This is a genomic window from Streptomyces sp. NPDC002463 (assembly GCF_042889835.1).
Taxonomy (GTDB): domain Bacteria; phylum Actinomycetota; class Actinomycetes; order Streptomycetales; family Streptomycetaceae; genus Streptomyces; species Streptomyces nymphaeiformis.
This window is the reverse complement of sequence record NZ_JBIARL010000007.1, coordinates 296158-312825: the sequence shown is the minus strand read 5'-3', so window position 1 is coordinate 312825 and position 16668 is coordinate 296158. Positions and strand designations below refer to the sequence as shown.

The 16668-nt window shown below is 71.9% G+C and carries 17 protein-coding genes; 13 read left to right on the top strand and 4 right to left on the bottom strand.

Going from position 1 to position 16668, the window contains the following annotated elements; all coding sequences use genetic code 11:
* Nucleotides 1-62: 62 nt before the first annotated feature.
* The 5 genes from ACFYX3_RS17140 (at nucleotide 63) to ACFYX3_RS17120 (ending at nucleotide 5306) form a co-directional block, all read left to right on the top strand.
* Nucleotides 63-278, top strand: coding sequence for a type II toxin-antitoxin system VapB family antitoxin (locus ACFYX3_RS17140; protein ID WP_389013810.1), 216 nt, complete (start codon nucleotides 63-65; stop codon nucleotides 276-278).
* On the top strand, nucleotides 275-697 hold the full coding sequence (locus tag ACFYX3_RS17135; RefSeq protein WP_389013807.1) for a PIN domain nuclease: 423 nt from the start codon (nucleotides 275-277) through the stop codon (nucleotides 695-697). The genes ACFYX3_RS17140 and ACFYX3_RS17135 overlap by 4 nt, the downstream gene beginning before the upstream one ends.
* 1164 nt (nucleotides 698-1861) lie before the next feature.
* The gene (locus ACFYX3_RS17130; protein WP_389013804.1) at nucleotides 1862-2323 is read left to right on the top strand and encodes a hypothetical protein; all 462 of its coding nucleotides are present in this window, start codon (nucleotides 1862-1864) and stop codon (nucleotides 2321-2323) included.
* Between the two features lie 56 nt (nucleotides 2324-2379).
* Nucleotides 2380-3054, top strand: coding sequence for an ABC transporter ATP-binding protein (locus tag ACFYX3_RS17125; RefSeq protein ID WP_389013801.1), 675 nt, complete (start codon nucleotides 2380-2382; stop codon nucleotides 3052-3054).
* Complete coding sequence (locus tag ACFYX3_RS17120; protein ID WP_389013798.1) at nucleotides 3051-5306, top strand: FtsX-like permease family protein; 2256 nt, start codon at nucleotides 3051-3053, stop codon at nucleotides 5304-5306. The genes ACFYX3_RS17125 and ACFYX3_RS17120 overlap by 4 nt, the downstream gene beginning before the upstream one ends.
* A 10-nt stretch (nucleotides 5307-5316) precedes the next feature.
* On the opposite strand, the gene ACFYX3_RS17115 is transcribed toward ACFYX3_RS17120, so the two are convergent.
* Nucleotides 5317-6555, bottom strand: coding sequence for an MFS transporter (locus ACFYX3_RS17115; protein WP_389013795.1), 1239 nt, complete (start codon nucleotides 6553-6555; stop codon nucleotides 5317-5319).
* Nucleotides 6556-6642: 87 nt separating this feature from the next.
* Here ACFYX3_RS17115 and ACFYX3_RS17110 point away from each other — a divergent pair, with 87 nt between their 5' ends.
* The 3 genes from ACFYX3_RS17110 to ACFYX3_RS17100 are packed head-to-tail and all read left to right on the top strand — an operon-like array spanning nucleotide 6643 to nucleotide 9569.
* A complete protein-coding gene (locus ACFYX3_RS17110; protein WP_389013792.1) occupies nucleotides 6643-7620 on the top strand; it encodes a DUF5937 family protein in 978 nt (325 codons plus the stop codon).
* A 14-nt stretch (nucleotides 7621-7634) separates the two neighbouring features.
* Complete coding sequence (locus ACFYX3_RS17105) at nucleotides 7635-8498, top strand: alpha/beta fold hydrolase (protein WP_389013789.1); 864 nt, start codon at nucleotides 7635-7637, stop codon at nucleotides 8496-8498.
* A 9-nt stretch (nucleotides 8499-8507) separates the two neighbouring features.
* A complete protein-coding gene (locus tag ACFYX3_RS17100) occupies nucleotides 8508-9569 on the top strand; it encodes an aldo/keto reductase (protein ID WP_389013786.1) in 1062 nt (353 codons plus the stop codon).
* 215 nt (nucleotides 9570-9784) lie between these two features.
* Here the strand turns inward: ACFYX3_RS17100 and ACFYX3_RS17095 are convergent, their stop codons facing one another.
* On the bottom strand, nucleotides 9785-10654 hold the full coding sequence (locus ACFYX3_RS17095) for a helix-turn-helix transcriptional regulator (RefSeq protein ID WP_376593037.1): 870 nt from the start codon (nucleotides 10652-10654) through the stop codon (nucleotides 9785-9787).
* Nucleotides 10655-10839: 185 nt separating this feature from the next.
* Here ACFYX3_RS17095 and ACFYX3_RS17090 point away from each other — a divergent pair, with 185 nt between their 5' ends.
* The 3 genes from ACFYX3_RS17090 (at nucleotide 10840) to ACFYX3_RS17080 (ending at nucleotide 13374) form a co-directional block, all read left to right on the top strand.
* Nucleotides 10840-11631, top strand: a complete 792-nt coding sequence (locus ACFYX3_RS17090; RefSeq protein WP_382655774.1) for an alpha/beta fold hydrolase — start codon at nucleotides 10840-10842, stop codon at nucleotides 11629-11631.
* 16 nt (nucleotides 11632-11647) lie between these two features.
* Nucleotides 11648-12823 carry a winged helix DNA-binding domain-containing protein gene (locus ACFYX3_RS17085; protein WP_389013781.1) on the top strand — a complete coding sequence of 392 codons (1176 nt, stop codon included), beginning with the start codon at nucleotides 11648-11650 and terminating at the stop codon, nucleotides 12821-12823.
* Nucleotides 12824-12957: 134 nt separating this feature from the next.
* Nucleotides 12958-13374 (top strand): YciI family protein, encoded by a 417-nt coding sequence (locus tag ACFYX3_RS17080; protein WP_389013778.1) that lies wholly within the window; start codon nucleotides 12958-12960, stop codon nucleotides 13372-13374.
* A gap of 30 nt (nucleotides 13375-13404) precedes the next feature.
* Here the strand turns inward: ACFYX3_RS17080 and ACFYX3_RS17075 are convergent, their stop codons facing one another.
* On the bottom strand, nucleotides 13405-14817 hold the full coding sequence (locus ACFYX3_RS17075; protein ID WP_389013775.1) for a DHA2 family efflux MFS transporter permease subunit: 1413 nt from the start codon (nucleotides 14815-14817) through the stop codon (nucleotides 13405-13407).
* Between the two features lie 64 nt (nucleotides 14818-14881).
* On the opposite strand from ACFYX3_RS17075, the gene ACFYX3_RS17070 reads away from it, so the two are divergent.
* Nucleotides 14882-15514 carry a TetR/AcrR family transcriptional regulator gene (locus ACFYX3_RS17070; protein ID WP_389013772.1) on the top strand — a complete coding sequence of 211 codons (633 nt, stop codon included), beginning with the start codon at nucleotides 14882-14884 and terminating at the stop codon, nucleotides 15512-15514.
* Between the two features lie 80 nt (nucleotides 15515-15594).
* Nucleotides 15595-15882, top strand: coding sequence for a metal-sensitive transcriptional regulator (locus ACFYX3_RS17065; protein ID WP_030685455.1), 288 nt, complete (start codon nucleotides 15595-15597; stop codon nucleotides 15880-15882).
* 64 nt (nucleotides 15883-15946) lie between these two features.
* On the opposite strand, the gene wrbA is transcribed toward ACFYX3_RS17065, so the two are convergent.
* On the bottom strand, nucleotides 15947-16555 hold the full coding sequence (gene wrbA / locus ACFYX3_RS17060) for an NAD(P)H:quinone oxidoreductase (protein WP_389013769.1): 609 nt from the start codon (nucleotides 16553-16555) through the stop codon (nucleotides 15947-15949).
* Nucleotides 16556-16668 lie beyond the last annotated feature (113 nt).

Genomic DNA, 16668 nt, shown 5'->3' with positions numbered 1-16668 from the left:
CACCTTCATACATCTATCTTGATACACTTGGTGCACCTATAGATATACAGCGAGGTGCACCGATGAGCCGCACAGTGATCGATCTCGACGACGAGCTGCTGGCCGAGGTAGCAAAAGCCCTCGGTACGGGCACCAAGAAGGAGACCGTCAACACCGCCTTGCGCGAGGTACTGGAGAACCGGCGCAGAGCACTCGCGCTCACTCGCCTGCGCGCGGCAGCAGGCGAGGGGGCCTTCGATCTTGACCTCTTCGAGGACAAGAGGAACTACCGTCGGTGAACTCGGCCCAGTTCCTCATCGACACCAGCGCCCTCGCCCGGTTCTTGCGCGGTGACGCCGAGCAGTACGGATGGGACCAGGCCGCAGCGGCGGGTCTCATCGCGACCTGCCCGATCACCGAACTCGAGTTCTTCTACAGCGCCCGCTCCGCCGACGACCGCGCGCAGGGAATCGAAGACCTGCGTCTCGTCTTCGGGTGGGTCCCCGTAGACGACCGGGCATACAGCCGGGCCTGGCAGGTCCAGGAAGCCCTGACCAAACGAGGTCAGCACCGCAGCGCAGGGGCGGTCGACCTGGTGGTAGCCGCCACCGCCGAGCTCCAGGGCCTCACGCTCCTGCACCGCGACCGCGACTTCGAGTACATCGCCGCCGTCACCGGGCAAGCCCTCCAGTGGTACGGGCCTGACGTCGGCAAGTGACCTTCACGGTCTCAGTCCTGGTCTCATTCGCCCCTGTCCGGGCCTGTCCGGACGGGCCCACCCCGAACCCTCCGCCGCAGGTCAGGACGCTCATGACCCCCGCCGGACCCCCGTACGAACATTTGGAAAGCGTGTTGGGGGCAACCCCTCACGAGTTCGAATCTCGTATCCTCCGCCAGTGCCTCACCGGGCACGTTGTCGAAGGGCCCCACCGTTCGCGGTGGGGCCCTTCGACGTTCACGGACGCGGCGCGCGTCAGCCGAGGTCGCGCAGCCTGATGCGCGAGCGGCTTCGCGATCTACGCGGCCGAGGCCTTCAGGGGCCGGGCGGCGGGCCAGCAGGCCGGCCATCGAGACGGCTCCCCGGCACCGGACGAGGCGGCCACGGCCAGGGACCCACCGACCGCCCGCACCCGCTCGCCGAGACGCCCGGTCAGCGGCGGGGTCGCGCGCTCCCTACCGAAGAACCAGCGAGCGTCCGCCGCACCGCACGAGGCCGTACCGGGTCCCCCGGTCCGCCGTCGCCGGTCCCACGGACGCTGCGCGCGCCGTCCCGGCGACACAGGCACAGATCACCCTCCGCGACGAACCGATCCCGCACGGCGAGATGGTTCCGCCCGTCGCCGGAGGCGGCGCCTTGCAGATGGACGTACGGCTCCGTCGACTGCTCGGGCGAGGTCACCGCTCGGTGATGTGCTGATCCCTGCCTGCCTGATGGATCCGGGCATGACCTGATGCCCGGATCCGCATGTCGACGGGCCCCGCACCGACCCGACCCTCGGCGGCCCCGGCCCTCAGTTCACCACCATGCGCTGCAACTCCGCGTCTTGAGCCTGACGGGCGGCGAGCAGATCGGCCTCCACGCTCTCGGCCCGCTCGCGATGGACCTGCTGCCAGAGGTTCCCCATCAGGCGCTTGGCGCCCTCCCGCCATGGCCGTAGCCGCCAACTCCGGATCCGTCGCGTCCCCTTGTCCGGCCGTTACCGCCGATCCACTCAAGCGTGGCGGGCTACAGGGCACCACGGCGCGTCAGCAAGCGCGCTGCGGGGTGGCCCGGAAGGCTGAAGGGGGCGCCCGGCAGGGGCTGTTCACCGGATCGGGGGGTGATCGCCGGGAGGGACGTTCCTTCGCTACCCGGTCTGTAGTGATGCAGATACTTTCTGTGATGACCAGTCGGCACATTCGTCTCAACCAGGGGATAGCGATGAGGAAGTTGGCAGCAGCGGTGGTGGCTGCGGGGTTGTTCGTGGGCGGGATGGGGGTGGCGGTCGCGGACTCGTGGCACGAAGTGCCGATCTTCAAGACGACCGGCGCGCGCTTCGCGGAAGCGAGGTACCGGTGGGAGCCCGCGGAAGTACAGCAGGGCGCATTCCACATCAAGGGCGAGCTGCGCGACATCGGCGTCAAGGACAACCACAACGTGTATCTGCTGGTAAAGGTGCACGGCTACGGCTGGAATCGCTTCGACGGTGTGCAGAAGAAGACCGTCTGGATCGACAAGCTCATCCACGACGGCGCCAGCCGGTACACGAACACGGCGGACGTACGCGTTTGCCAGAACCGAGGCTCTATGCACCCGGACAACTGCTCGCCGACACAGCACTTCAAGCGGCCGCAGAGCAGTTGACCTTTGCGGGAGCTGCCTGCCGGCGGCTCCCGCCCCCCATAGGAGTGGGCACCACGATGGACGTCATCCTCCGCGCCGAGGGCGTGGACCTCTTCTACGGAACCCAGCAGGCTGTGTGTGGGGCCGAGTTCACGCTCAATCGCGGCGAAGTGGCCGCCATCATGGGTAGTAGCGGGTCGGGCAAGTCGTCCCTTCTGTACTGCCTCGCCGGGGTTCTGCCGCCCTCGAGCGGCACAGTGACCTTCGACGGACAACAGCTCTCGTCTCTTCCCGACGGGGAGCTCAGTGCGCTGCGCCGTACGCGTCTGGGCTTCATCTTCCAGTACGGCGAGCTACTGCCGGAGCTGACCGTCGAGGAGAACGCGGCGCTTCCTCTCCGGCTCGCCGGGATCAGCAAGTCCCACGCCCACGCCATGGCCGGCCAGATCCTTGGGCGGCTCGGGTTGGGCGATCTGCTGCGGCGCAGGACGTCGAAGCTGTCGGGAGGCCAGAGTCAGCGTGTGGCAGTGGCGCGGGCCCTGGTCCACCGGCCGGACGTGGTGTTCGCGGACGAGCCGACCGGGGCGCTCGACAGCGCCAACGCGGCTGCCGTGCTGGACGAATTCCTTCAGCTGGCGAGAAGACAAAAGACTGCCGTAGTCATCGTCACGCACGATGCCGATGTCGCCGCGAGGGCCGATAGCCGATACACGATGTCGGATGGCGTGCTGGCCCAACGGATGGCGGTGTGAACGCGTTCACCCTTGGCCTGCGTCTGCTGTGGGGCGGTGGACGCAGGGCGTGGGCCCGATTCCTCCTCATGATGCTCGGGTCCGCGCTGGGGGTTTCCTGCCTTGCTGCCGCACTCACCATTCCGACGATCGTCGCTGCCAACGATGCCCGGGTGACAAGTCGAGCCATCATTCCGGGTTCGAACAGGAATGTCGTCTACCAAGAATTCCTGGATCCCTACGGCTCGCAACCGCTACGGCGGGTCTTCATCGCTCACACAGGTTCCGGTGCTACCCCCGTCCCCCCGGGAATCAAGACACTCCCTCGCGCGGGCGAAGCGATCGTTTCGCCGAAGTTGGGCGAGATCCTGGCAACCACCCCACTCGCTGCAGGGCTTGTCCCCGGTCGCGTGATCAGCACAATCGCCCCGGCCGGGCTAGCCGGGCCGGACGAGCTGTATGCCTACATCGGCACCCGCCCCGATCAGCTGAGAGAGCCGGCACCACTCGGTGACTTCGGAACGCCATCCACGCAGCATGAGCTGATCGACCCCTCCACCCTCGACATCCTGCGATTCACACTCGGATGCATCGTCCTGCTCCCCCTCGTCATCTTCCTGGCCGTCTGCGCGCGGCTCTCCGGGGAGTCCCGTGCCCGTCGGCTCGCCGCGCTTCGGCTCGTCGGGCTCAGCGTGAAGGACACGCTCCGGGTCAATGCCGGAGAGGGTGTGGTCGCCGCGTTCGTCGGGGCTGTGGCCGGGCTCGTCGGTTATCTCGGGGTCAACGAGGTCATGGCGCGGGTCGGGTTGCCAGGGCTGCATTGGTACCCGGCCGACGGACTGCCCGAGTGGACGACCGTCGCCGTGTGTCTGCTGGGGTGCCCGGCCCTCGCGTGGGTCGTGGGGCAGTTCAGTGCACGCCGGGCGGCCCAGTCGCCCATCAGCGTCCGCCGGACCGGTGAGAGGAAGCCCCCGAGGAAGTACGGGACCTTGCTGCTGATCCCCGGGCTCGGGGTCATCGGCGGTTACTGCGCGCTCAGTGCGATGGGGCGGGATCCGTCAGGCGGGTCGGGCAGTGGGGTGCTGGTTCCCGGTGCCGTGCTGATGACCGGGGCGGGGCTTGCGTTCGGTCTGGCGCCGATCACCTCGTGGCTCTCGAAGCGCCTGGCGTCCACGGCGAAGTCGCTGCCGCTGTCGCTGGCCATGCGACGCACGGAGGTCGATCCGGGAAGCGCGCTGCGCGTGGTCACCGGTCTCGTGCTGCTGGTGTTCGGAGCCTCGCTTACCCAGGGCGTGCTCATCGAGCTGGACCAGGTCAGCCGGCGGACGGCTCCGGTCCAGGAGTACAGCCTTCCGATGTCGGAGTTGAGTGCGGAGCAGCGCGCACGGATGACCGCGGTACGTGGGGTTCAGGCCCACGGGCTGGCCGCCGAGTCATGGGTGTCCACCCTGGAGGGGAACCCGCCCAGGGTCCAGGCCGTCGTCGCCACGTGTGCTCAGCTGGCTGCTTTCACCAGGACGACACACGGCTGCGTCGACGACAAGGTGCTGCGGATCGAGGATCCGACCTTCCTGTTCAATGAAGACGCCCGCCCCGGCCGCAGCTTCCCGTTCCTGCTCGCCGACGGACGGAAGCTGATCGTCCCCGTGCCCAGGGAGACCGTCTCCATTCGCGCGTACGACCCCTCGGAGTTCGCGGGACCGAGCCTGCTCATCCCCCCCTCGCTGCTCCCCCGGGGCGCGCAGCTGGCGGATGCCCACTTCGTTCTCGTCAGTCCTTCCGACCCCACCACTGTCCGTGCCGTTCTCGACGGCATCGGGGCCGTTGCCCCCACCGCGTCCGTCGAGCCCGTCGGCATCGTCATCGACTCCCTCGCCCAGTTGACCGTCATCCGCAGTCTCCTGGTCGTGGGGATGGTGCTCGGGCTCGTCATCGGGGTTGCCGCGTTCGTCGTGTCCGTGGCCGATCGGGCCATGGAGCGGCGGGGGCAGGTGACCGCGCTCGCCCTGTTGGGGGCTCGGGCCGGGACGTTGCGGGTGGTGCAGGTGGTGCAGGTGTTGTTGCCCTTGGCGGTGGGGCTGGGGGCGGCGATCGTCACCGGGTGGCTTGCCGAGTCCAGTTATCTGATCACCGGGGGTGGCGCGGTGCACTGGGACTGGGACGGGCTGCCCCTGCTGTTCGCCTCCGCCCTCGGGGTCATGCTCGCCGCCGCGGTCGCCTCCCTCCCCATGGTGCGGCGGCACATCGATCCCGAGCACATTCGGCGCGACTAGTCGGCGCTCCTCATGCCGCCAGCGTGTGGTTCGTGCGCGCCTCCACCCTCTTCCGGAGGGCCAGCGTCGTCGCCGCCGTCGTCAGGCCCGCCGCCAGTGCCATCCACCACAGGGTCGTCGGGCCGAGCGTCGTGTACGTCGTCACGCCCAGCGTGAGGGCGCCGAAGCGGGCCGTTCCCCAGGTCCAGCTGTACGCGCCCTGGTAGCGGCCGCGGGCGTGCGCCGGGGCCAGGTTGGCGAAGATGCCCGCCGCGATGCCCGCGACGACGACCTCGCCGAGCGACCAGATCACCACCGACACCGTGTAGCCGGCGATGCTGTCCGCGAGGCCGGTCAGCGCGACCCCCACCGCGATCAGCGCACTGCCCGCGCTCTGCACCGCGAGCTGCGGGAGCCGGGCCAGCCATGCCGTCGCGAACGGCTGGAGCACGACCACCATGATCGCGTTGACCGCCGCCATCGCCCCGTACACCGCCGGGGAGAGGCCGCTGTCGCGGACGGCCAGCGGGAGCGCGACCTCGGTCAGCGAGTACACGAACAGCTGGACGCCGAAGAGCGGGAGCAGGAGCAGGGCCAGGCGGTCGCGAAGGACCACTCCGTAGCCGATGCCGTCGTTCGGCCGCCGCTCCTGGTCCGGGCGCTTCGGCTCCGGCAGGCGGACCGCCACCACCAGCGCGTACAGCAGCATCGAGCCCGCGTCGACCGCGAACAGCAGCCAGTACCCCTGCGCCGCGAGATAGCCGCCCAGGACGCCCGCCACGGCCGTGCCGATGTTCACGCCCCAGCCGAAGAGCGCGTACGCCCGCTGCCGTCGTTCGCTGTCGACGGCGTCGGCCAGCAGGGCGTACGCCGCCGGGGAGACGGTGCTGCCGGCCGCGCTGATCAGCAGCGCCGCCGCGGCCATCGTCCACACCCCGGGGGCCAGGAACAGCGCGCCCTGCGCCGCCGCCGCGCCGATCAGGCCGATCAGCATCGTGGGGCGGCGGCCGATGCGGTCGGCGAGGACGCCGCCCACGGCCGGGCCGATCAGGTTGCCCGCGCCGAGCGCGCCGAGGACGTACGTGGTGTCCGCGCCCGTCACTCCGCGCGAGGCGAGGAAGAAGACCAGGAACGGCGTGACGAGGTAGCCGAGGCGGTTGACGATCGTTCCCGCGAAGATCGTCCAGACCACGGACGGGAGGCCCTCGAAGGCCGAGGAGGAAGAGGTCGAGGGGGACGAGGAGGACCGGGAGAGGCGCTTCGTTCGCATGCCGGGAGCTTGCTTCCTTCCTCTCGACCCCCTCCAATGATTAAGTTCTGACCGAATCCATTCGCCTCCCCCAGGACGTGAGACCCCATGGACGCCGGCCTCAGCTTCTCCGCCGCCGATCTCGCCCAGACCCGTTTCGCCGTCTCCCCCATGTGGGAGGTCGTCACCAGCTACCGGATCGTCGCCCACCGTCCCGACTCCGCCCCGCACGGCCGCTGGGCCGCCCAGGTGCGTCCCCGGCTCGTCCGCGCCGGGCTCGATCGCGGCTGGCTCGCCGCGCTCGTACCCGCTCAGGGGTACCTCGCCGATTTCCTCAACCCCACACCCGACGGGCCCTTCCCCACCCTCGCCGCCGAGCTCGACGCCATCCGCCGCGCCCGCGCCGACGACGTACGCGACGACCTCGACGCGCTGGAGCGCGACGGCGGCCGCGAACCCCGGCTCCGGCTGCTGCGCGAGGACCCCGAGGCCGTCCTGCCCAGGATCGCCGACGAGATCGAGACGTACTGGGAGCTCGCCCTCGCCCCCTACTGGGCCCGCATCCAGAAGGTCCTGGAGGCCGATGTCTTCCACCGGGCCCGGCAGGTCGCCGAGCACGGTTCCGCGCGGGTCCTGAGCGAGCTCCACGAGACCGTACGGTGGGACGACGGCACCCTGCGTCTCGTACGGCGGCACTGCGCCCTCACCCGCGACCAGGCAGGCTCCGGGCTGCTCCTCATCCCCTCCGTCTTCGCCTGGCCCAGCGTCCTCACCCGCTCCGTCCACCCCGATCCACCCCAACTCGCCTACCCGGCCCGCGGTTTCGGGAGCGTCTGGGAGCCCCGTACCGCCGACGCCGTGGACGCCGTCGCCGCCGTCCTCGGCCGCTCCCGCACCCTGCTCCTCACCGAGCTCGACACCCCCGCCTCCACCACCCAGCTCGCCGGCCACTGCGGCATGTCCGCCGCCGGCGTCTCCCAGCACCTCATCGCCCTCCGCAACGCCGGCCTCGTCACCGCCCACCGCAGCGGCCGCTCCGTCCTCTACGCCCGCACCGCCGTCGCCGATCAACTCCTCCACCCGTGAGGGAGGATGGGCGGGTGACCTCTGCTGACTGGACCGAGTCCACCCTCGTACGCGACGGCGTACGGCTGTCCTGTCGCGACTGGGGCGGATCCGGGCCCGACACCCTCCTCCTCCACGGGCTCGCCGGGCAGTCCGGCGAGTGGGACGCCGTCGCCCGGCTGCTCCGCGAGGCCGGTCACCGGGTCGTCGCCCTCGACCAGCGCGGGCACGGCCGCAGCGAGCGGCACCCGGTGGACGTCTCGCGTGCCGCGTACGTCGCCGATGTCGTCGCCGTCGTCGAGGAACTCGGCCTCGTACGGCCCCTGCTGGTCGGACAGTCGCTCGGCGGGCACACCGCGCTCCTCACCGCCGCCGCCCATCCCAGGCTCCCCCGCGCACTCGTCCTCGTCGAGGCCGGGCCCGGGCCCGGCGACCCGGGTATGGGGGATCTGATCGGGGGCTGGCTTCGGGCTTGGCCGGTGCCTTTCCCCTCACGGGAGGCGGCCGTCGAGTACCTCGGGAACGGCAAGCGGGCCGTGGGGGAAGGGTGGGCCGACGGACTCGAGGAACGGGACGGGGGATTCTGGCCGCGGTTCGAGGTCGATGTCATGGTGCGGTCCCTGGACGAGAACGGCCGTCGGGCCTTCTGGGACGAGTGGGCCGCCGTCCGCTGTCCTGCCCTCGCCGTTCTCGGAGAGGGCGCGCAGGGCGGGATCATCGGCGGGGACGAGTACGCCGAGATGGTCCGGATCCGGGCCGGTCTCCACGGGATGAGCGTGCCCGGCGCCGGGCACGACGTGCATCTGGAGCGGCCCGAGGTGCTGAGCGGGGCGATTCTCGGGTTCGCGGGACCGCCGGATGTCTCCGCCCCTTGCGCTGGAGTGCACTCCAGTTCCTAGAGTGCCGCCATGCGCTATCGGATACTCGGCGGGACCGGGATCGACGTCAGCACCTACTGCCTCGGCACCATGATGTTCGGAGCCGTCGGCAATCCGGACCACCAGGAGTCCGTCCGGATCATTCACGCCGCCCTCGACCAGGGCGTCAACTTCGTCGACACCGCCGACATGTACTCGGGCGGCGAGTCCGAGGAGATCGTCGGCAAGGCGCTGCGCGACCCGCGGCGCCGCGAGGCGACCGTCCTCGCCACCAAGGTGTACTTCCCGGTGGGTGGCGAGGGCCCCAACAGGGGCGGATCCTCGCGGCGTTGGATCACCCTCGCCGTCGAGAACAGCCTCAAGCGGCTCGGCACCGACTGGATCGACCTGTACCAGGTCCACCGGCCCGACCACCGGACCGACATCGAGGAGACCCTCGACGTCCTCGGCGACCTCGTCACCCAGGGGAAGATCCGGGCCTTCGGCTGCTCCACCTTCCCCGCCGAGGAGATCGTCGAGGCGCACGCCGTCGCCGAGCGGCGCGGGCTGCGCCGCTTCCGCTCCGAGCAGCCGCCGTACTCGCTGCTCGCGCGCGGCGTCGAGGCGAACGTGCTGCCCACCGCCCAGAAGTACGGGATGGGGGTGCTGACCTGGAGTCCGCTCGCGTCCGGCTTCCTCACGGGCAAGTACCGCAAGGGGCAGGCGATCGACCTGACCAGCGGGCGGGCCGCGCTCACCCCGCACCGCTTCGACCCCTCGCTGCCCGTCAACGCCGCCAAGCTCGACGCCGTCGAGGAGTTCGTCGCGCTGGCCGACGAGATCGGGTGCTCCCTGCCCGAGCTCGCTATCGCCTTCGCCGCCGCCCACCCGGCCGTCACGTCCGTGATCATCGGGCCCCGGACGATGGAGCAGCTGGAAGGGCTCCTCAAGGGCGCGCCGGTCGTCCTCACCGACGAGGCCCTCGACCGGATCGACGCGATCGTCCCGCCGGGGACCAACCTGTACCAGCCGGACGGCGTCTGGCGGCCTCCCGCCCTCACCGATCCGGCGCTGCGGCGGCGGCCGTTGGGGGAGCGCGCCGCCGCCCTCTGAGCGCGCTGGGCGAGTGCCCGCTGGGGCCTGTCTTTCGGATCAGGCCGGATCGGGGAGCGGGGCCTGGTACGTGCGATTGCAAGGCGGAGGAGGGAGTCGACGCGGCGGGGGCACCTCCCGTGCCCGAAGGGCTACGGGGGAGTTGCCGACCGACGACAACGCGGCGAGCGCACGTGCCAGGCCCCGCGAGCCCGGCCTGACCCGAAAGGCAGGCCCTAGGCGAACTGCTCCGTGCCCACCACCCGCAGCAGGGCCAGGCGCTCCCCCGCGTCCGTGCCCGGCGGCGGGGTGTAGAGCACGAGGCGCTGTTCGCCCTCCGGGGCGAGCAGCACCTGGCAGTCCAGGTCGACCGCGCCGATCACCGGGTGCGCGACCCGCATCCGGCTGTGCCGGCGGACCGCCACCTCGTGCCGCTCCCACAGCTCCGTGAACTCCTCGCTCGCCCCGCGCAGGCGTTCCACCAGGCGCAGGGAGGCCGGGTCGCCGGAGCGGCGGCCGACGGCGGCGCGCAGGTCGGCGACGTGGAGGCGGCTGTAGTACGCGTGCTCCTCGGCCGGGTACGCGGCGCGGTTCGCCGGGTCGGCGAACCAGCGCCACACCACGTTCCGCCCGTGCTCCGAGACCGTGCACACCCCGCCGAGCAGGGACTGGGCCATCGCGTTCTGGGCGAGGACGTCCCCGAGGTCGCTCAGGATCTGCGCGGGGGTCGTCTCCAGCTGGTCCAGGAGGTGGAGGAGGCCCGGGGCGACGTGGTCGCCGGCCGTGGCGCCGGCGGGCGGCCGGTGGCCGGCGAGGAGGTGGAGGTGGTCGCGCCCGTCGTTGTCGAGGCGCAGCGCGCGGGCGAGCGCGGCGAGCATCTGCGGCGAGGGCTGCGGGCCGCGGGCCTGCTCCAGGCGGATGTAGTAGTCGGCGGACATGCCGGCGAGCTGGGCGACCTCCTCGCGGCGCAGTCCGGGCGTACGGCGCCGGGGTCCGGCCGGGAGGCCCGCGTCCTGGGGGCGGACCCGTTCGCGGGAACGCCGCAGGAAGTCGGCGAGTTCGCGCCGGTCGATGCGGTCGGTGCGGTCGGTCGTCATGCCGATCATGGTGCCGGGTGCGGGCGGCCGTATCCAGGGATCGGCGGTCCCAGGCTCGGAAGGGCTCTCCCGGGCGCTTCCGGGGGTCGGCAGAGTCCTCGGTGTCAGCCACCGACCGCCTCCCCACCGGGGAACGGCCGGGGTCAGCCACCGCCTCCCCACCGGGGAGCCCGGATCCGCCTGGAGCAGAGATCATGGCCACCGTCACCGTCGGCACCGCCCGCGTCCACTACGACATCGAAGGCTCGGGCGCCGGGCCCGCGCTCCTCCTCGTGCACGGCACCGGTTCCGGCGGCGCCGTCATCAACTGGGGCCAGACCGCGCCCCGTTTCACCGGGGACCGCCGGGTGATCACCCTGGACCTGTCCGGTGCCGACCGGACCGTCGACGACGGCGGGGCGCTGACCGTCGAGACGCTCGCCGCGCAGGTCGTCGCGGTGATCGAGGACGCGGGCCTCGGCCCGGTCGACCTCCTCGGGTTCTCGATGGGCGCCCCGGTGTCCGCGGCCGTCGCCGCCCTCCGCCCGGATCTGGTCGAGCGGCTCGTGCTGGTCGCGGGATGGGCGTACACGAACGGCGACGAGTACCTGCGGAACCTGTTCACGCTGTGGCAGCGGCTCGGCGAGTTCGACCCGGCGGGCTTCGGGCGGAGCGTGACGATGACCGGGTTCAGCCGCGGCTTCCTCAACTCGATCGGCCGCGAGGGCGTCGAGGCCCTCGTCCCGAACATGCCGCCCACGCCGGGCACCCTGCGGCACGTGGCGCTCGACCTGACGGTCGACATCCGCGCGCTGCTGCCCCGGATCACGGCGGAGACGCTGGTCATCGGCGGTACGCAGGACATCACCGTGCCGGTGGAGAACAGCCGGGAGCTGCACGCGGCGATCGCCCGCAGCACGTACGCGGAGATCGACGCCGGTCACGTCATGTTCTTCGAGAAGGAGGACGAGTTCGTGAAGACGGTGACCGGGTTCCTGGGCGCCTGACGCCATCATGGGGCCCATGGGAGACACGAGGTTCATCGACGCGGCGGAGCGGCGGGCCCGGCTCGGGGTGCGGCACCGGCTGGCGGGGAGCGTACGGGCGGGGTCGGCGGCGGAGGTCGGGGGCGCGCTCGTGGCGCTGCACGGGACGGATCCGGCGAGCGTGTTCCTCGCGGTGGCGGCGCGGCTCCGCGGGGGCGTCGAGCCGGTCGGGGCGGTGGAGCGGGCGCTGTACGAGGACGGGGCGCTGGTCCGGATGCACGGCATGCGGCACACGGTGTTCGTCCTCCCGTCCTCCCTCGCCGCCGCCGTCCAGGCCTCGACGACCCGGGCCGCCGCCGTCCGCGAACGGACCACGCTCCTCAAGCACTTGGCGGCCGGCAGCGACTTCGACGGGGCCTGGCTCGAGGGGACCGAGCGTCTCGTCCTCGCGGAGCTGTCCGTACGGGGAGAGGCGACGGGGGCCGAACTCGGCGAGGCCGTACCGAGGTTGAGGTCGACGTACGTGTACGGACCCGGCACCCGCCAGGAGGGCGTGCAGTCGGTGGCGAGCCGGGTGCTGCGGGTGCTCGGCATGGAGGGGCGGATCGTACGGGGCCGGCCGCAGGGGACGTGGACGTCGAGCCGCTTCCGGTGGGCGCTCGCCGAGGCCCGTCCCGCGCTGGACCCTGCGGAGGCGCGGGCGGAGCTGATGCGGCACTGGCTCGGGTCGTGCGGGCCGGCGACCGAGGCGGATCTGACCTGGTGGACGGGGTGGAAGGTCACGGACGTGCGGAAGGCGCTCGCGGAGGTCGGGGCGCTGCCGGTGACGCTGGACGAGGGGACGGGTCACGTCCTGCCGGACGACGTGGAGCCCGTACCGGAGCCGGAGCCGTGGGCGGCGCTGCTGCCCGCGCTCGACCCGACGGCGATGGGCTGGCAGGCCCGCGACTGGTACCTGGACCCGGCCCACCGGGCGGCGCTCTTCGACCGCAGCGGGAACATCGGGCCGACGGTGTGGTGGAACGGCCGGATCGTCGGCGGCTGGGCGCAGCGCCCGGACGGCGCCATCGCCCACCGGCTCCTCGCCGACGCGGGCGCGGAGGCGGAGCGGGCGATCGCGGCGGAGACGGAACGGCTGACCGGATGGCTGGGTGACGTCCGGGTGACGCCCCGCTTCCGGACACCGCTGGAGCGGGAGCTCAGCGCGGGGTAGGCCTTGCGCCCGCAGGCGGCCGATCGGGCGAATTCCCCCTTTTTCCCGGTTTCCGCCCGCGCGGTGTCGAGAACGGTGCCCCGGCTCCGACTCTGCTGCGAGAGGCAGTACAGCCCGACGAGCGAGGAGGAGTCATGAAGTACCTGGTGATGGTGCAGGGCGCGCAGGCCGACTACGAGGCGATGGTGGGGCGCGGCACCGCGCAGTACCCCTCCTGGGACAAGACGCAGCTCAAGGCGATGTTCGACCACATGAACGCGATCAACGAGGAGGTGTCCGCGCGCGGCGAGATGGTCGACGCGCAGGGCCTCGCCGCCCCGTCCACGACCCGCTTCGTCACGGTGGGCGCCGACGGCGAACCGGTCGTCACCGACGGCCCGTACGCCGAGACCAAGGAGGTCCTCGCCGGCTACTGGGTCCTGGACTGCGCCTCCCTGGACCGCGTCACGGAGATCGCCGCCCAGGTCGCCCGCTGCCCGGTCCCGCCCGGCTCCCCGGAGTACCCGGTGGTCATCCGCCCGATCGACGAGACGGGCCCGAGCCAGGACTGAGTCGTGGCCGGGCCCGCGCACGGGCCGGTCTCAGTGCATCCCGTGGGCCCCGCCGGTCGTGTGGGGCCTGCCTCGGGGGATGAGGAAGGGGGAGGTCAGGGCTGCCGCCGCGGCCGTCAGGGCGCAGGCCGTGAAGGCCGTGGTGAAGCCGGACGGGGTGGGGGGTGTGGTGGTGAGGGCGAGGGTGGAGGCGAGGGCCACGCCGATCGTGCCGCCGACCTCGTGGAAGGTGTTGACGATGCCGGAGGCGAGCCCGGCCTCGTGCGCGGGGATCAGGCCGAGGGCCGTCGTGGTCGCCGTGACGAAGACCGCGCCCAGGCCCAGGGCCGCCGTGGCCAGGGCCGGCAGGAGGGTCGTCCACGGGTCGGCGGTGGGGTCGAGGAACGCGAGGGGCGCGCAGCCGGCGGCCGCCAGGGCCATGCCGCCGGTGGCGCAGGCGCGCGGGCCGGCCTTCGTGACCAGGTGGGAGCCGAGGTGTGCGCCGATCGCCGTGGTGAGGGCGACCGGGAGGAAGAGGAGTCCGGTGCGGAAGGCGTCCGTGCCGTCGACGTGCTGGAGCCGCATCGAGCCCAGGAAGAAGAACGCGATCAGGAGCGCGGTCGCGACCAGCATGAGCAGGGAGCCCGCGACGACCGGGCGCCTGGTCAGCATCCTCAGGTCCATGAGCGGGGTGCGGGTCCTTCGTTCCACCGTGGCGAAGGTCGCGTAGAGCACGACCGCGCCCACGAGCGGCAGCAGGGTCGCCGGGGCCGTCCAGCCCGAGTCGCCCGCCTGGACGAGACCGTAGACGAGCGCGCCGGTGGCGGTGGTGACGAGGAGGGCGCCCGGGACGTCCAGGTGCCGGGTGACCGTCGGCGCGGGGTCCTTCGGGAGCAGTTTCGGGAGTACGGCCAGGAGTGCCAGGCCCGTCGGGACGTTCACGTAGAAGATCCACGGCCAGCCCGGGCCGGACGTGAGGGCGCCGCCGAGGAGGACGCCGACGGCGGAGCCGGTGCCGCCGACGGCCGCCCAGACGCCGAGCGCCCGGGCCCGTTCGGGGCCGTGGAAGGTGAGGGTGACGAGGGCGAGTGCCGCCGGGGAGAGCAGTGCGGCGCCGATGCCCTGGGCCACGCGGCCGGAGAGGAGGACCGTGGCGTTCGGGGCCAGGCCGCACATCAGCGATGCGGCGGTGAAGAGGGCCAGGCCGGTGAGGAGCATCCGGCGGGCGCCCAGGGCGTCCGCCAGGCGTCCGCCCAGGAGCATCAGGCCGCCGAAGCAGAGGGTGTACGCGGTGACGACCCAGGTCAGGGCGGTGCGCCCGAGGTCCAGGTCGGCGGCGACGGCGGGCAGGGCGACGTTCACGACGGTGACGTCGAGGATCAGCATGAACTGGGCCGCGCAGATCAGCGCGAGGGCGGTCCAGCGGCGGGAACGGACGTCTGCGAGGGCAGTGTCGAGGGCCATAACTGAACTGTACGGCACAGTACAGTTGAACTCAACAGTACAGTTCGCTTGGTAGGCTCCGGCCATGGAACCCAAGCCCGCCCCCACCGGCCCCCGCGCCGCGCGCAAGCGCCAGGCCGTCGTGCGGGCCGCCCGCGATCTCTTCCTCCGCGAGGGCTTCGGCGTCGGCATGGACGCCATCGCCGCCGAGGCGGGCGTCTCCAAGGTCACCGTCTACAACCACTTCGGCAGCAAGGAAGCCCTCTTCACCGCCGTCGTCGCCGGCGCCCTCGACGAACCGCTGCACGGCGAGACCGACGGCCCCGACCTCTCCGCCCTCGCCGACGCCGAGGACCTGCGCGCCGCCCTCACCGAGGCCGGGCGCGCCTGGGCGCGGGCCGTCCGTGCCGACGAGGAGGGCCGGGCCCTGCGCACCCTCGTCGCCACCGAGCTCCACCGCTTCCCCGAGCTCGGCCGCGCCTGGCGCGCGCACGGCCCGGCCGGCCACCATCCCGCCGTCGCGGACGCCCTGCGCGCCCTCGCCGACCGGGGCCGGCTCGTGATCCCGGACCTGGAGGTCGCGGTGCTCCAGCTGTACTCGCTGCTCGTCTTCCCGCAGATGGTGTTCGAGCAGTACGGGACGGAACTCACCCAGGAGCTGAGCGAACGGCTCGTCGTGGACGGGGTGGAGATGTTCCTCCGCCGCTACACGCCCTGACGGGTGTCATCCTTGGTCTTCGACGGGACCCCGAGCCGGGGAGTAAATTTACCCCCTGGGGTATCTGTGGAGGAGTGGCAATGGAACTCGATCTCGCGGGCGCCGAGCTCAAGGCGGTCCTGAACCGGCTGCGCCGGGCCCAGGGCCAGATCTCCGGTGTGATCCGGATGATCGAGGAGGGACGGGACTGCGAGGAGGTCGTCACACAGCTGGCCGCCGCCTCCCGGGCCCTCGACCGGGCCGGGTTCGCGATCATCGCGACCGGGCTCCAGCAGTGCCTGACCGACATCGAGGGCGGGCGGAAGAACGGCGAGGACCCCGAGGCGATGCGGGCCCGCCTGGAGAAGCTGTTCCTGTCGCTGGCCTAGCCGGGGGCGGATGCGGAAGTACCCCCGGAGGCGAGGCCTCCGGGGGTACTTCCGCATCCGGCCGTCAGTCGTCCGCCAGGCCCTTCAGGCGCTTGGCGATACGGGTCAGGCGCTGACCCTGGTAGCGGGCGGCCGCGAGGACCTCCTCCGCCGGGGCGCCGTTGGCACCCGGGTGCGCGGTGCCGTAGGGGTTGCCGCCGGCCGCGTAGACCGCCGGGTCGGTGAAGCCGGGCGAGACGATGACCGAGCCCCAGTGGTGGAAGGTGTTGTAGAGCGCGAGCAGCGTCGACTCGTTGCCGCCGTGGACGTTGTGCGCGCTGGTGAAGGCGGTCGCGGGCTTGTCCGCCATGACGCCGCGCTGCCAGAGGCCGCCCGTCGTGTCGACGTACTGCTTCAGCTGCGCGGACACGTTGCCGAAGCGGGTCGGGGAGCCGAGCGCGTACGCGTCCGCCCACTCCAGGTCCTCCAGGGTCGCGACCTCCACGTCGCCGGTGGCGTCCACGTGGGCGCGCCAGGCCGGGTTCGCGTCGATGGCGGCGTCGGGGGCGAGCTCGGGCACCCGGCGCAGGCGGACCTCGGCACCGGCCTTCTCGGCGCCCTCGGCGACGGCCTGGGCGAGCTGGTGGACGCTACCCGTGGCCGAGTAGTAGATGACGGCGACCTTGACGGACATGGCGGACTCTCCTCAGCCGAACTTGCCGAACGTGCCAGACTTCCGAGCGAAACGGAATGCTTTCCGCTTCCTTGCTGCATCGAGCCTAAGCGGATCACTATCCGGTTCGCAAG

What these genes read in the sequence shown, in the direction of transcription:
- ACFYX3_RS17090 (WP_382655774.1), top strand. Translation starts at nt 10,840, where the DNA reads ATGGCCACCGTCACCGTCGGCACCGCCCGCGTCCACTACGACATCGAA.
- ACFYX3_RS17095 (WP_376593037.1), bottom strand. Translation starts at nt 10,654, where the DNA reads ATGATCGGCATGACGACCGACCGCACCGACCGCATCGACCGGCGCGAA.
- wrbA (WP_389013769.1), bottom strand. Translation starts at nt 16,555, where the DNA reads ATGTCCGTCAAGGTCGCCGTCATCTACTACTCGGCCACGGGTAGCGTC.
- ACFYX3_RS17100 (WP_389013786.1), top strand. Translation starts at nt 8,508, where the DNA reads ATGCGCTATCGGATACTCGGCGGGACCGGGATCGACGTCAGCACCTAC.
- ACFYX3_RS17070 (WP_389013772.1), top strand. Translation starts at nt 14,882, where the DNA reads ATGGAACCCAAGCCCGCCCCCACCGGCCCCCGCGCCGCGCGCAAGCGC.
- ACFYX3_RS17085 (WP_389013781.1), top strand. Translation starts at nt 11,648, where the DNA reads ATGGGAGACACGAGGTTCATCGACGCGGCGGAGCGGCGGGCCCGGCTC.
- ACFYX3_RS17110 (WP_389013792.1), top strand. Translation starts at nt 6,643, where the DNA reads ATGGACGCCGGCCTCAGCTTCTCCGCCGCCGATCTCGCCCAGACCCGT.
- ACFYX3_RS17075 (WP_389013775.1), bottom strand. Translation starts at nt 14,817, where the DNA reads ATGGCCCTCGACACTGCCCTCGCAGACGTCCGTTCCCGCCGCTGGACC.
- ACFYX3_RS17140 (WP_389013810.1), top strand. Translation starts at nt 63, where the DNA reads ATGAGCCGCACAGTGATCGATCTCGACGACGAGCTGCTGGCCGAGGTA.
- ACFYX3_RS17125 (WP_389013801.1), top strand. Translation starts at nt 2,380, where the DNA reads ATGGACGTCATCCTCCGCGCCGAGGGCGTGGACCTCTTCTACGGAACC.
- ACFYX3_RS17065 (WP_030685455.1), top strand. Translation starts at nt 15,595, where the DNA reads ATGGAACTCGATCTCGCGGGCGCCGAGCTCAAGGCGGTCCTGAACCGG.
- ACFYX3_RS17080 (WP_389013778.1), top strand. Translation starts at nt 12,958, where the DNA reads ATGAAGTACCTGGTGATGGTGCAGGGCGCGCAGGCCGACTACGAGGCG.
- ACFYX3_RS17130 (WP_389013804.1), top strand. Translation starts at nt 1,862, where the DNA reads ATGACCAGTCGGCACATTCGTCTCAACCAGGGGATAGCGATGAGGAAG.
- ACFYX3_RS17115 (WP_389013795.1), bottom strand. Translation starts at nt 6,555, where the DNA reads ATGCGAACGAAGCGCCTCTCCCGGTCCTCCTCGTCCCCCTCGACCTCT.